Source organism: Enterobacter sp. NFIX59 (genome assembly GCF_900113755.1).
In the GTDB taxonomy this organism is placed as follows: domain Bacteria; phylum Pseudomonadota; class Gammaproteobacteria; order Enterobacterales; family Enterobacteriaceae; genus Enterobacter; species Enterobacter pseudoroggenkampii.
On record NZ_FOQN01000001.1, the window covers coordinates 292,287 to 305,615 of the forward strand.

Here is a 13,329-nt window from a genome sequence, read left to right on the forward strand (position 1 = left end):
ATGGCAAAGGATACAACGTTTGAAATTCGGGCCGGTCATGGCCAGCAGTTGGGGGCGAATTATGACGGGAAGGGCGTTAACTTCGCGCTGTTCTCCGCTCACGCTGAACGGGTGGAGCTCTGTCTGTTTGACCCGTCCGGGAAAACGGAAATCGCCCGGCTGGAGCTGCCGGAGTATACCCATGAGGTCTGGCACGGCTATGTGCCTGACCTGAAGCCGGGGGCGCTGTATGGCTATCGCGTCTACGGCCCCTACGACCCGGAAAACGGTCATCGCTTCAACCCGCATAAGCTGCTTATCGACCCCTACGCTCGCGAACTGGTGGGTGACATCGACTGGAACGATGCCCATTTCGGCTATGAGCTGGGGCATGACGAGCTGGATTTGAGCTTTGACACGCGGGACAGCGCGCCGTTCACGCCGAAAGGCAGGGTCATCGACCCGAACGCCTTTGACTGGCAGGACAACAGCCGGCCGAACGTGCCCTGGCCGCATACCGTTGTCTATGAGAGCCACGTGAAAGGCTTTACCCAGATGAACCCGGCCATACCACCCGAGCTGCGCGGCACGTTTGAAGGCATGGGGCATAAAGCCTCGGTCGACTATATCAAAAGCCTGGGCATTACCTCGGTGGAGCTGCTGCCAGTTCACTGGTTCCCGGACGACCAGCATCTGCTCGACCGCGGTCTGAAGAACTTCTGGGGCTATAACACGCTGGGCTTTTTTGCTCCGGCGTCGCGCTACTACGGCCCGGCGGGGATCCAGGGTTTTCGCGACATGGTGCGCGCCTATCATGACGCGGGCATTGAGGTCATTCTTGACGTGGTGTACAACCACACGGCGGAAGGGAACGAGCTTGGCCCGACGCTCTCGTTTAAGGGGATTGATAACTACAGCTATTACCGCACGCTCCCGGACCAGCACCGGTACTACATCAACGACACCGGGACGGGAAACACGGTCAACACCTCGCATCCGCGCGTGCTGCAGATGGTGATGGATTCCCTGCGCTACTGGGCGGAATCGATGCACATTGACGGTTTTCGTTTCGACCTCGGGACGATCCTGGGCCGCGAGCCCGAAGGGTTTGACCCGCGCGGCGGTTTTTTTGACGCCATGACTCAGGATCCGGTCTTATCCCGACTGAAGCTGATTGGTGAACCCTGGGATATCGGTCCCGGCGGCTATCAGGTGGGCGGATTCCCGCCAGGCTGGGGGGAGTGGAACGACAAATACCGCGACACCGTTCGCGAGTACTGGAAGGGGGACAACGTCTCCACGGACTTTGCCGCGCGGCTTCTTGGCTCCGGCGATCTGTACGATTTGCGTGGGCGTCGCCCGTGGGCCAGCGTCAACTTTATCACCGCCCACGACGGCTTTACGCTGAATGACCTGGTGTCGTACAACGAGAAGCATAATGCCGACAACGGCGAGGATAATAACGACGGGCATAACGATAACCGCTCGTACAACTACGGCGAGGAAGGGCCAACCGAGAACCCGGATATTATCGCTACCCGCGAACGGCAGAAACGTAATTTCCTCACCACGCTGCTGTTCTCCCACGGCACGCCGATGCTGCTGGCGGGGGACGAGTTTGGCCGCACGCAGAAGGGGAACAATAACGGCTACTGCCAGGACAGTGAAATCTCGTGGATCGACTGGAAGGGGCTCTCCGAAAACGACGCCGCGCTGCGCGAGTTTACCCGTCGTCTCATTGCCCTTCGCGCGCAACAGCCGCTGCTGCGCCGTGAAAGCTGGCGCGACGGGCTGGAGATCCGCTGGTTCAATGCCGGAGGCGGTCCGCAGCAGGCCGAGCAGTGGGATGAAGGCTCAACGCTCGGGGTCTCCATCAGCAGGCCGGATCTTCAGCAGGAGGACGGCATCTGGCACGACGTGCTGATGCTGTTCAATCCGTTTGAAGGCACCGTGCCGTTCCATATCCCGCAGTTTGGCGAAGGGGGATGGGTGCTGGAGCTGTCTACGGCGGATGATGCCGCCACCGGGACAGCGATCACCGAAACCGTTGAGTACGCGCTGGCCGGACGGAGCATTACGCTGTTCCGCCGTCCTTAGTTACAGTGACGCCGCCGCCCGTGCGGCGGTGTCATACAGGGAGGAGATTGTGCGTAACAGCTGCGCGGTCTCGCCAATCGACTTCCCGGCAATGCCGCTCTCCGCGTGGATCGCAATCAGACACGCCTCCCGCACGTCCCGGTATTTCATGCACAGCGCTTTCCCTTCCTCCGTTGTAGAGAAAAAGAGCTCTTTCCCCGCTTTCTCGCTCGTCACGTAGCCTGCTTTGACCAACTTTTTCAGCGCATAGGTCACCACGTGGGTGTCTTCCACGTTGAGGACGAAGCAGATATCGGCCAGCTTTTTCTTGCGGTCGCGGTGGTTCACGTGATGCAGCAGCGAAACGTCAAAGGCGCCCATATCGGGCTCGCCGGCAGCCGTCATGCAGCGCACCATCCATTTGTTAAAGGCGTTGCCGGTCATGATCAGCGCATATTCCAGCTCTGATAACTCCGCGCAGCGCTCGGATACCAGATGGCGGGAAGAGACGATCCGGCCCTCGTTGATATCGTCGCGATCGGGTGAAGCACTCTTTTCTGAGGTCATAACGTTCCTTAGCCAGAAATGTAAACTCATCGATAAAATAAGAACATTTTATTGATAATTTGTTTACATGTTTTTGAGGTTCAGATATAGCTTTTTAGCGCAGGTTTTGCGAAGCCTGCCAACAAAACACAACATCGCTCGCCGCAAATTAAAAAAATAGCCGTCGGCGCGCAACGCTCACTTTCGATAGGGTAAACGTTATGGACGGTACTACGCTGCTGCCGCTGATCGGGATACCGATCGTGGTTATTGGTTTTGCACTGCGCTTCAACCCGCTGCTGGTGGTCGTGGTGGCGGGGCTGGCGACGGGTCTGCTGGTCGGTATGGATTTCGGCATGCTGCTGGAGACCTTCGGCGAGAAGTTCGTCAATAGCCGATCGCTGGCCACCTTCATCCTGATCCTGCCGGTGATTGGCCTGCTGGAATATTACGGGCTTAAAGAGCGCGCCCAGGCCTGGGTGGCGAAGATCGCCAGCGCCACCTCAGCGCGTATTCTGATGCTCTATTTTGTCGCCCGTGAAGGTACCGCCGCGCTGGGCCTGATGTCGCTGGGCGGTCACGCGCAGACGGTGCGCCCGCTGCTGGCGCCGATGGCCGAAGGAGCGGCGCTGAACGAATATGGCGAGCTGCCGCAGCACATTCGCGACAAAATCAAAGCCCATGCCGCCGCGTGTGACAACATCGCGGTCTTCTTTGGGGAAGATATCTTTATTGCCTTCGGGGCGGTGCTGCTGATCGACGCGTTTCTGAAAGAGAATGGCATTCAGGGCATTGAACCGCTGCATATCGGCCTGTGGGCTATCCCAACCGCCATTGCGGCATTGATTATTCATATGACGCGCCTGCTGCGCCTCGATGCAAGTATCCGTCGCGACGTGATGGCCTGGCGTGCAGAGCAGGGTACGCAGGAGGCCGCGCAATGATGACGCTTATCACCATTAACCGCGTGTACTACCTGATTGGCTTTGTCGTGATGCTGCTGGTTGTGATGACCCTGCGCGATCGCGCCAATCCGAAGCGCTTTACCACCGCGCTGTTCTGGTTCTTGTTTGGCGGGATCTTCCTGTTTGGCGATCTGATGGTTCAGGAACTCGGCAAATCGCTGGCGTACCGGATTATCGGCGGCGGCGTTATCGCCATCGCGCTGCTGGCGGGGTTTGGTCTGGTCGGGAAAGGGCACTATAAAATGTCGACCGAGGAGGAGCGCGTTGCCTCATCGAACCGGCTCAAAAACTGGCTGTTCCTGCCTGCGCTGATGATCCCGGTGGTGACGGTGCTGGGCACGTTATTCCTGAAGGGCGTTTCGGTCGGCGGCGTGTTTCTGCTCGATCAGAAGCAGCTCACACTGGCGGCGCTTTGCGTAGCCTGCGTCGCGGCGATCCTCACCGGCTGGTGGCTGACCAAAGGCACGCCGCTGCATGCCGTTCGTCAGTCTCGTCGTCTTGTCGATACTATCGGCTGGGCGGTGATCCTGCCGCAGATGCTGGCCATGCTCGGCGGCGTGTTCGTGGTGGCTAACACGGGCGACTCGGTACAGAAGGTGGTGAGCCTGTTTGTGAACCCGGATAGCCGCTTTATGCTGGTGGTGATTTACTGCGTGGGTATGGCGCTGTTTACCATGATTATGGGTAATGCCTTTGCGGCCTTCCCGGTGTTAAGTGCCGGTATCGCCTTGCCGTTTCTGATCAACGTGCATCACGGCAACCCTGCGCCGCTGCTGGCGATTGGCATGTATGCAGGCTACTGCGGCACGCTGATGACGCCGATGGCCGCGAACTTCAATATCGTTCCCGCCGCGCTGCTGGAGCTGAAAGACAAATATCAGGTGATCAAGATCCAGATCCCGACCGCGTTAACCCTGCTGGTGGTGAACGTGTTCTTAATGTATTTCCTCGTGTTTCGCTAAGGAGCTGTCATGGAATTAACGCAACATCAGGCCGACGCGTTTGCCCGCATGCCTTTGACCTATTTGCGCCAGGAATACCCGAACCACATCATGCACCTGCTTAATGATGATGGTGACGTTCTGCCGCCGCGCGAACTGCACCCGATTTTCTACGGCTGTTTTGACTGGCATTCGGCGGTGCACGGTTACTGGCTGCTGCTGCGCTGCGTGCGGCTCTATCCAGAATTACCGTCTCGGGACGCGATCGTCGCGCTTTTTGACGAGCACATGACCGAAGAGAACGTGGCGAAGGAGCTGGCCTATTTTACCGTGCCGTTCCGCGCCTCGTTTGAGCGACCGTATGGCTACGGCTGGCTGCTGGCGCTGGCCCAGGAGCTGAAACAGTCGTCGCTGCCGCAGGCCGCGGGCTGGTACCAGACGCTGGCACCGCTCACCCAGGATATTCGCAACCGGCTGGTGGATTACCTCGGTAAGCTCACCTATCCGATCCGCGTCGGGACGCACTACAACACCGCGTTTGCCCTCGCGCTGGCGCTCGATTACGGTCGCACAGTGGGAGACAAGGCGCTTGAACAGGCGATTCTGGCGGAAGCGGAGCGGTTTTATCTCGCCGACACGCGCTATCCGGCTCATTATGAGCCCGGCGGAGACGAGTATATTTCCGGCGCGCTGACGGAGGCGCTGCTGATGAGCAAGGTGTCTGAAGACTTCCCGGCCTGGTTTGACGCGTTTCTGCCGGAGGTGAGCGCCGTTACGGCACTGATGAACCCGGCGGAAGTGAGCGATCGTACCGACCCGAAAATTGCCCATCTGGACGGATTAAACCTCAGCCGCGCGTGGTGTATGAAGCACATTGCGAAAGCGCTTCCTGCCAGCCACCCGGCGCAACCGGCGTTGCGCGAGGCGGTGACGAAACATCTGGCCGCCAGCGTCGGGCATGTGGTCGGCAGCCACTATAGCGGCGGGCACTGGCTGGCGAGCTTTGCGCTGCTGGCGCTGGAGTAAACAAACGAGTCGTCTTTCTTGCCGGGTGGCGCTGCGCTTACCCGGCCTACATTGTGCAACGCTTGCCTGTAGGCCGAGCAGAGCGCAGCCTGCTCAGGCTAAATACCACCGAACCCGTCGAGGCGATGACGGCTAGCCACAGTGCAACATGGATAGCATGTTGATGGTCCCATCCTGCCGCTGCTCCCAGCAGCACCCCCACCACGGCGGCGCCGAGACACTGGCCGAATGTCCTCACAATCGACAACACGCCGGAGGCATAGCTGGCATATTCCCGCGCGACGTTAGCGAGCATTTCCCGGTTATTGGGGCTCTGGAAGCAGCCAAATCCAATACCGCATACCAGACTGCGCAGGCCGATATTCCATACGGAAGGATTCTCCGGCAACGTGGCCAGCAGGACCAACCCACCGACAAAGACGATCAGCCCTAGGGTCGAGATCAGCGGCGCGGAGATCGTATCCGCCCAGCGACCCGCGTGCGGCGCGATCAGCACGATGCCAATCGGCCACGGGGTGAACAGCAGCGCCGACACCACCGGGCTGTAGCCATACACGCTCTGAAACAGGAACGGCAGCGCGACAAACGTGATCCCCTGGCTCACAAACGACGCCAGCGAGGTCAGCGCGGCGAGGGTGAAGTGCCCGTTTCTGAACATCACCGGCGGCAGTAACGGATGTTGCGCGCGCCGAATCCGACAGGTAAAGGCGAAGGCGCCGACCAGCGCGACAACGCCCCAGCAGACGGCCTGCCGGTTAATGTGCTCCGTCACATGCTGAAGGCTGTCGGCCAGCATGATCGCTGAACCTAACAGGACGGCGGAGAGCACGGCGCCCGGCGCGTCAAAGGGAGTGCGGTCAGCGGCCGATTCCCGCGGCAAGGCCCGCCATGCCAGCAGCAGGGCGATGCTGCCTGGAATAAGATTAATGGCGAACAGCCATTGCCAGCTCAGGGCGTCCAGTATTGTTCCGCCGAGTACCGGGGCAATCGCCGTGCTGGAGGCAATAAGCAGGGCGTGCAGCCCCAGAATGCGGCCCAGCAGCCGGCCCGGAAAAACGGAGCGCAGGATAGCCGGAGCAATACTCAGGGTCGCCGCGCCGCCGATGCCCTGCAGAATTCGCATCCCGGTTAACATTTCCGGCGTTGTTGCCATCGCGCAGCCGAGCGAGGTGAGCGTAAAGGTGGCAAGCCCGGCCAGAAAGATTGGGCGATAGCCCACGCGGGCTGCCAGCGCCGCGAAGATGGCCAACGTCATCGCCGCTGACAGCAGATAACCGTTGGCGAACCAGACCGCAACGTTCGCAGGGACCTGCATCGCTCTTGCCATGGAGGGGAGCGCGATGTTGATCATGGTACCGTCAAAAACGCCCATCAGCGTGGTGGTCATAACGGCGGCCATCACCCTGGCGCGTTCATGCCCGGATAAACCTTCATCGCCGGGCAGGTTGGTAAATAGCGTCATTGTCGTTACTCCGGATAAGAATCGTGATGACGAAACTATAATCATGCGGTATACAGGGCGGAAGACGCATCATTTGCACTTAATCATTGCATGTAACGCCACATCTGAGGAGGCATCGTGTCCGATCCTGACTTTAACCTTCTGGTTGCGCTCGACGTTCTGCTGGCAGAAGCCAGCGTGGCGGGCGCGGCGAGACGTTTGAGCCTGAGCACCTCCGCCATGAGCCGCACCCTGAGCCGGCTGCGGGAGGTGACCGGCGATCCTATTCTGGTACGGGCCGGTCGTCATATGGTGCTGACGCCCTGGGCCGAAGCCACCCGGGACCGCGCCAGAAGCGCCGTGCACGAGGCGAGGGCGGTGCTGCAGCCCTCCACCGACACGCTGAAGGTGGAAAGCCTTGAACGGCTGTTCACCATCCGGGCCAACGACGGTTTTGTGGTGGCGTTTGGGCCTCTGCTCATTGCTGCGGTGGCGAGCGTCGCGCCCGGGGTGTGCATCCGTTTCTCACCGAAACCGGAAAAAACGTCGCGCTATTTACGTGAGGGGCTGGTCGACCTGGAGATCGGCGTGCAGGGTAACATGGGGCCTGAAATACGGCTGCAAAGGCTCTTTCAGGATCGGTTTGTTGGCGCGGTGCGTAAGGGGCATCCGCTGTCAGAGCAGCCGGAGGTCAGCCTGAGTGACTATGTCGCCTGGGGGCATGTGGTGGCCTCGCCGGACGGATCGCTGCACGGGTTTGTCGATGAGGCGCTGGCGGAGCGCGGGATGAAGCGCAAGGTCGCCAGCGTGGTGCCTGGATTCCCGACGGCGTTATCCGTGGCGCTGGCGTCCGATCTGATTGCCATGGTGCCGGCGTTATATCTGCTCAATCAGGCGATGACCGAGCGCGTGCACGTCTTTGAACTGCCCTTTAAGACCCGGACCATAACGGTTTCACAGATGTGGCATCCGCGCATGGAGAGGGACCCGGCGCACCGGTGGCTCAGGGAAAAGGTCCTTGAGGTGTGCCGTGCTGTTTGCTGACGCTCAGAGCACTTTCCCCGGCACGGTGAGGATGAAGCGCGTCGACACCGCATCCGATTCCACGCGGACTTTTCCCTGATGTGCGGTGACAATGGACTTCACGATAGCAAGCCCAATTCCGCTGCCTTCGCCTTTACGCTGCCTGGACGGATCGACGCGATAAAAACGGTCAAACAGCTTCGGCAGATGCGCCGGCGGGATCGGCGGCCCGGGGTTTTCTGTCACCAGCTCAACGTCGTTATCCTGTTTTCGCAGAGTGACCGTCACCGTTTTGCCCGCTGGCGTATAGCGCAGGGCGTTGGATAACAGATTATTTATGGCCCTTCTGAACATCTGCGGATCGCCTTCTATCAGGCAGGGCATCCCGTTAAACTTCAGCGCGATGTGGCGTTCTTCCGCCCAGGCTTCAAAGAAATCGAAGACTTTCATGACCTCGGCGCTTAAATCAAACATCACCCGGTCAGGGATGAGCTGATTGTTATCCGCCTGCGCCAGGAAAAGCATGTCGCTGACCATGCGGGTCATCCGGTTGTACTCTTCCAGGCTGGAGTACAACACATCCTCCAGCTCCTTCGGAGTGCGGTTCTGACTCAGCGCGATTTCCGTTTGCGTCACCAGGTTGGTGATGGGGGTTCTGATTTCGTGCGCGATGTCGGCGGAAAAGTTAGCCTGACGGGTAAAGACATCTTCAATCTTTTCGATCATCTGGTTGAAGGAGATGACCAGCTGCTCCAGCTCAACGGGTACGCGGGACGGCTCCAGTCGTGCATCCAGATTTTCAGAGGTGATGTTTTTTATGGCGTTGCTGACGTTACGCAGAGGCAAATGTCCCTGGCGCACCGCGATGCGAATGACAAGGATAATCAGCAGGCTGATAACCGCCGCAATCGCCAGGAGATTCTTTTTCAGCGCCTCAAGATAGTGGAGATGAAAATTAATGGAGAGCCCGATCAGCATGACGTAGTCCTGTGTTTTTCCCTGCAGCGTCGCCGTGCCTGAAGAGGCGATAATCCGGTAGGTTTCCATTTTCATGTCGGACCCGGCGTGCATGGGGTTGGCCGGGTCTTCTACCGTCCAGAGAAACACATCCTGTGCGCGACGGTGTTCGCTAAAGTTCGCCGTGTTCATTGCCGGGCGCAAAGCCGCCCCTTGCGCCGAGCTGAACAGGGTATTGCCCTGCGGATCCAGAAGCAGGACGGCCACGTTGCGGTAGCTGGCGATCGACTCTTTAATCTTGCTGATTTTCTTTTGATCGGGATCGGCCGGTGATTGCAGTATGCGGTGCATCGCAGTGCTGATTTGCTGCAGATCGCTGACATCCTGCTCGGCGAAATGCTTTTCAACGGAATGGAGCATAAACCAGGTAAAGGCGAAAAAGGCCAGTATAGTGGAGAGACTGATAAGAAAGGTCAGCCGCAGAGCAAGAGAAAAGGGGCGCCGGGGAAACTTAACGTGCATCCGGCACCTCCAGCATATAGCCCACGCCGCGCACCGTCTGGATCAGCTTCGGTTCAAAATCGTTATCGATTTTCGCGCGCAGCCGCTTTACCGCCACGTCAATCGCGTTTGTGTCGCTGTCAAAATTCATGTCCCACACCTGGGAGGCAATCAGGGAGCGGGGAAGCACTTCTCCCTGATGGCGCATGAAAAACTCCAGCAGGCTGAACTCTTTGCTGGTTAACAGGATGCGACTTCCGGCCCGGCTGACCTTTCTCGACACGAGGTCAACCGTAAGATCTGCCACCTGAAGCTGGCTTTCCGCGATCACCGTATTTCCGCGTCTTAACAGCGTCCTTACCCTGGCGAGCAGCTCGGCAAAGGCGAAAGGCTTAATCAGATAATCATCCGCGCCCAGCTCCAGCCCTTTGACCCGATGTTCAATCGTACCGAGAGCCGTAAGTAACAGAATGGGCATCCCTTTGCCCGCAGAGCGGAGCATACGGACAATGTCCCAGCCGTTCACATCGGGCAGCATGATATCCAGAATCAGCAGACCGTATTCAGCGGTCATGGCGAGATGGTAGCCGTTCAGGCCATTATCCGCGTGGTCTACGACAAACCCCGCTTCAGTCAGCCCCTTACACAGGTACTCACCGGTTTTCATTTCGTCTTCGACGATCAGTATTTTCATCGTGCTCCCCAGAATGGCTGCTGATGACATTCTATGGCGCCCGCGACCGTTCACAATGACTTACGTTAAAAATGACAACATTGTCATTATCCTGTCACCCGTCAAACAGGATGTGTTCCGTAGAGTAGCCCTAAAAATACTCTGGACTTCATCTGGACCGTTATGTTCCTGTTAAAACGACTAAGCATCAGTACGGTATTTATCCTGGCAGGCTGCGTCTCGCTGGCCCCCGACTATCAGCGCCCGGCGTCACCGGTACCTCAGCAATTTTCACTCTCGCGCAACGGTCTGACGCCCGCGGTGGCGGGTTATCAGGACACCGGCTGGCGCACCTTTTTTGTCGACCCGCAGGTAGCGGGGCTGATTACGGAAGCCCTGAATAACAATCGCGATGTAAAAATGGCCGCCCTGAAGGTTGAAGAGGCGCGGGCGCAGTTCAACGTGACGGATGCAGACCGTTATCCTCAGCTGAATGCGTCTTCGGCTATCACGTACAGCGGCGGGCTTAAAAGTGACAAACCCACCACGCAGCAGTACGACGCGGGCCTTGCGCTTAGCTATGAACTCGACTTCTTCGGCAAGCTGAGGAACATGAGCGAGGCTGACCGACAAAACTATTTCGCCAGCGAAGAGGCCCGTCGCGCGGTGCATATCCTGCTCGTCTCTAACGTTTCCCAGAGCTATTTCAACCAGCAGCTGGCGTATAAACAGCTTCGTGTTGCGCGGGAAACGCTGACAAATTACCAGCAGTCCTATGCGTTCGTTGAGCAGCAGCTGGTGACGGGCAGTACGAACGTCCTGGCGCTGGAACAGGCCCGGGGACAGATCGAAAGCACGCAGGCAGATATTGCCAAACGAGAGGGAGAGCTGGCGCAGGCCAATAATGCCCTGCAGCTGGTCCTCGGCACGTATCGCGCGCTCCCGGGCGACAGCGGCATGAATGCCGGCGATGTCGCGCCGGTAAAACTGCCTCCCCATCTTTCCTCAGCGATACTGCTGCAGCGCCCGGATATTATGGAGGCGGAGTACCAGCTTAAAGCGGCCGATGCGAATATCGGCGCGGCGCGTGCCGCCTTTTTCCCGTCCATATCACTAACCAGCGGACTTTCCACAGGTAGTACGGAATTATCCAGCCTGTTCACGTCAGGGAGCGGGATGTGGAATTTTATTCCTAAAATCGAAATTCCCATTTTCAATGCGGGCAGGAATAAGGCCAACCTGAAGCTGGCTGAAATTCGCCAGCAGCAGTCGGTTGTTAATTACGAACAAAAAATTCAGTCCGCCTTCAAACAGGTTGCCGACGCGCTCGCGCTGCGGGACAGCATTAACCAGCAGCTTGCTGCGCAACAGCGGTATCTTGATTCTCTACGCATCACCCTGCAGCGGGCCAGAGGGTTATATTCCAGCGGGGCGGTCAGCTATATCGAAGTGCTTGATGCGGAACGTTCTCTTTTCTCCACGCAGCAAAATATTCTCGACCTTATTTATGCCCGGCAGGTTAATGAAATTAATCTTTTCACCGCGCTCGGCGGCGGTTGGGTCGAATAACGTTATTTAATTAAACAGGAAAATAAACATGCGCAATTCACTTAAGGCTGTTGTATTCGGTGCGATCTCTATTGTGTTTTCTGCTGGCCTCCAGGCTGAAGTTCATCAGCACGAGGGGATGAGTGCTGCCAGCGAAGGGAGCTCAGAGCAGCTCATCACCGGGACCGGTATCGTGAAGGACATTGATCTCACGAATAAAAAAGTCACGATTTCTCATGAGGCCATCCCGGCGATTGGCTGGCCCGCAATGACCATGCGCTTCACCTTTATTCAGGCCGATGAGAGCATCAACGCCTTAAAAGTCGGCAGTCACGTTGATTTTTCATTTGTTCAGCAGGGCAATATCTCTTTACTGAAGAGCATTAAATAGCGAGATACGGCATGGCCTCATTAAAAATAAAATATGCTGCCATGATAGTCAGCAGCCTGATTGCGGGAGGGCTGATATCGGTAACGGCATGGCAGGCTTTTCATTCGTCTGAAAAAACAGAAAACAGCGTCTCTGAAAGAAAGGTGCTTTTCTGGTATGACCCGATGAAGCCCGACGTTAAATTCGATAAACCCGGTAAATCGCCGTTTATGGATATGGATCTGGTGCCTAAATATGCGGACGAAAATGACGATAAAAGCGGCACCGGAATACGTATCGACCCGACACAGGTTCAGAATCTGGGATTAAAAACGCAAAAGGTGACGCGCGGAACGCTGAATTATGCCCAGACGATCCCGGCCAACGTCAGCTATAACGACTATCAGTTTGTCATTGTGCAGGCGCGCGCGGAAGGGTTCGTGGAGAAAGTGTATCCGCTGACGACGGGCGATAAGGTGAAGAAAGGCACGCCGCTGATTGATATTACCATTCCGGACTGGGTCGAAGCGCAGAGCGAGTTTCTGCTGCTATCCGGCACCGGTGGAACGCCAACGCAAATAAAAGGTGTGCTGGAGCGTCTTCGCCTGGCCGGAATGCCGGATGACGATATTCAGAGGCTGCGTGCGACCCGAACGATCCAGACCCGGTTTACCATCAAGGCGCCTATCGACGGGGTGATCACGGCCTTTGACCTGCGTACCGGGATGAATATTTCCAAAGATAAGGTGGTGGCGCAAATTCAGGGAATGGATCCGGTCTGGATCGGCGCGGCAGTACCTGAATCCATCGCTTATCTGCTGAAAGATACCTCGCAGTTTGCTGTTTCCATACCGGCTTATCCGGATAAATCCTTCCCGGTTGAAAAGTGGAGTCTTCTGCCGAGCGTGGATCAAACCACCCGTACGCTGCAGGTGCGCCTGCAGGTCTCCAACAAGGATGAACTGCTGAAACCGGGCATGAATGCGTACCTGAAGCTAAATACCCAAAGCCAGGAAATGCTGCTGATCCCCTCCCAGGCCGTAATCGATACCGGCAAAGAACAGCGCGTTATTACCGTTGATGCGGACGGGAATTTTGTGCCGAAAAGGATCCACGTTCTGCATGAAGCTCAGCAGCAGTCCGGCATTGGTAGCGGACTGGAAGAGGGAGAGTCGGTAGTGGTCAGCGGTCTGTTCCTGATTGACTCGGAGGCTAATATTACCGGCGCGCTGGAGCGCATGCGTCACGCTGAAACGGCTGACGGCGCGCATTCTGGCCATTAA

Annotated in this window: 12 protein-coding genes; 8 read left to right on the top strand and 4 right to left on the bottom strand. The window is 57.6% G+C overall.

Annotated elements, in window-relative coordinates:
* Positions 1-2,076, top strand: coding sequence for a glycogen debranching protein GlgX (glgX, locus tag BM007_RS01370; RefSeq protein ID WP_090416906.1), 2,076 nt, complete (start codon positions 1-3; stop codon positions 2,074-2,076).
* Here the strand turns inward: glgX and BM007_RS01375 are convergent, their stop codons facing one another.
* Positions 2,077-2,622, bottom strand: a complete 546-nt coding sequence (locus BM007_RS01375; RefSeq protein WP_021240146.1) for a winged helix DNA-binding protein — start codon at positions 2,620-2,622, stop codon at positions 2,077-2,079.
* A 200-nt stretch (positions 2,623-2,822) separates the two neighbouring features.
* On the opposite strand from BM007_RS01375, the gene BM007_RS01380 reads away from it, so the two are divergent.
* The 3 genes from BM007_RS01380 to BM007_RS01390 are packed head-to-tail and all read left to right on the top strand — an operon-like array spanning position 2,823 to position 5,533.
* Positions 2,823-3,545, top strand: a complete 723-nt coding sequence (locus BM007_RS01380; protein WP_008501655.1) for a DUF969 domain-containing protein — start codon at positions 2,823-2,825, stop codon at positions 3,543-3,545.
* Positions 3,542-4,528: a DUF979 domain-containing protein gene (locus BM007_RS01385; RefSeq protein ID WP_024908532.1), complete on the top strand. Its 987-nt coding sequence runs from the start codon at positions 3,542-3,544 to the stop codon at positions 4,526-4,528. Before BM007_RS01380 ends, BM007_RS01385 begins: the two co-directional genes overlap by 4 nt.
* A gap of 9 nt (positions 4,529-4,537) precedes the next feature.
* Positions 4,538-5,533 carry a DUF2891 domain-containing protein gene (locus BM007_RS01390; RefSeq protein ID WP_090416908.1) on the top strand — a complete coding sequence of 332 codons (996 nt, stop codon included), beginning with the start codon at positions 4,538-4,540 and terminating at the stop codon, positions 5,531-5,533.
* Positions 5,534-5,579: 46 nt separating this feature from the next.
* Here BM007_RS01390 and BM007_RS01395 read toward each other — a convergent pair whose 3' ends face one another.
* Positions 5,580-6,995 carry an MFS transporter gene (locus BM007_RS01395; protein WP_090416910.1) on the bottom strand — a complete coding sequence of 472 codons (1,416 nt, stop codon included), beginning with the start codon at positions 6,993-6,995 and terminating at the stop codon, positions 5,580-5,582.
* Positions 6,996-7,112: 117 nt separating this feature from the next.
* On the opposite strand from BM007_RS01395, the gene BM007_RS01400 reads away from it, so the two are divergent.
* Complete coding sequence (locus BM007_RS01400) at positions 7,113-8,018, top strand: LysR family transcriptional regulator (protein ID WP_024908529.1); 906 nt, start codon at positions 7,113-7,115, stop codon at positions 8,016-8,018.
* A 3-nt stretch (positions 8,019-8,021) separates the two neighbouring features.
* On the opposite strand, the gene BM007_RS01405 is transcribed toward BM007_RS01400, so the two are convergent.
* Both BM007_RS01405 and BM007_RS01410 read right to left on the bottom strand, forming a co-directional pair.
* On the bottom strand, positions 8,022-9,476 hold the full coding sequence (locus BM007_RS01405) for a Cu(+)/Ag(+) sensor histidine kinase (protein ID WP_090416912.1): 1,455 nt from the start codon (positions 9,474-9,476) through the stop codon (positions 8,022-8,024).
* Positions 9,466-10,149, bottom strand: coding sequence for a copper/silver response regulator transcription factor (locus tag BM007_RS01410; protein ID WP_090416914.1), 684 nt, complete (start codon positions 10,147-10,149; stop codon positions 9,466-9,468). The genes BM007_RS01405 and BM007_RS01410 overlap by 11 nt, the downstream gene beginning before the upstream one ends.
* A gap of 162 nt (positions 10,150-10,311) precedes the next feature.
* Between BM007_RS01410 and BM007_RS01415 the strand changes: the two genes are divergently transcribed.
* Genes BM007_RS01415 through BM007_RS01425 form a run of 3 tightly spaced genes read left to right on the top strand, consistent with a single transcriptional unit; the run spans position 10,312 to position 13,329 of the window.
* Positions 10,312-11,697: an efflux transporter outer membrane subunit gene (locus tag BM007_RS01415; protein ID WP_090416916.1), complete on the top strand. Its 1,386-nt coding sequence runs from the start codon at positions 10,312-10,314 to the stop codon at positions 11,695-11,697.
* A 28-nt stretch (positions 11,698-11,725) separates the two neighbouring features.
* Positions 11,726-12,067, top strand: a complete 342-nt coding sequence (cusF, locus tag BM007_RS01420) for a cation efflux system protein CusF (protein WP_024908525.1) — start codon at positions 11,726-11,728, stop codon at positions 12,065-12,067.
* An 11-nt stretch (positions 12,068-12,078) separates the two neighbouring features.
* A complete protein-coding gene (locus tag BM007_RS01425) occupies positions 12,079-13,329 on the top strand; it encodes an efflux RND transporter periplasmic adaptor subunit (protein ID WP_090416918.1) in 1,251 nt (416 codons plus the stop codon).

Coding starts and splice junctions, on each gene's coding strand:
- BM007_RS01380 (WP_008501655.1), top strand. CDS start 2,823: ATGGACGGTACTACGCTGCTGCCGCTGATCGGGATACCGATCGTGGTT.
- glgX (WP_090416906.1), top strand. CDS start 1: ATGGCAAAGGATACAACGTTTGAAATTCGGGCCGGTCATGGCCAGCAG.
- BM007_RS01385 (WP_024908532.1), top strand. CDS start 3,542: ATGATGACGCTTATCACCATTAACCGCGTGTACTACCTGATTGGCTTT.
- BM007_RS01395 (WP_090416910.1), bottom strand. CDS start 6,995: ATGACGCTATTTACCAACCTGCCCGGCGATGAAGGTTTATCCGGGCAT.
- BM007_RS01375 (WP_021240146.1), bottom strand. CDS start 2,622: ATGACCTCAGAAAAGAGTGCTTCACCCGATCGCGACGATATCAACGAG.
- BM007_RS01405 (WP_090416912.1), bottom strand. CDS start 9,476: ATGCACGTTAAGTTTCCCCGGCGCCCCTTTTCTCTTGCTCTGCGGCTG.
- BM007_RS01410 (WP_090416914.1), bottom strand. CDS start 10,149: ATGAAAATACTGATCGTCGAAGACGAAATGAAAACCGGTGAGTACCTG.
- cusF (WP_024908525.1), top strand. CDS start 11,726: ATGCGCAATTCACTTAAGGCTGTTGTATTCGGTGCGATCTCTATTGTG.
- BM007_RS01390 (WP_090416908.1), top strand. CDS start 4,538: ATGGAATTAACGCAACATCAGGCCGACGCGTTTGCCCGCATGCCTTTG.
- BM007_RS01425 (WP_090416918.1), top strand. CDS start 12,079: ATGGCCTCATTAAAAATAAAATATGCTGCCATGATAGTCAGCAGCCTG.
- BM007_RS01415 (WP_090416916.1), top strand. CDS start 10,312: ATGTTCCTGTTAAAACGACTAAGCATCAGTACGGTATTTATCCTGGCA.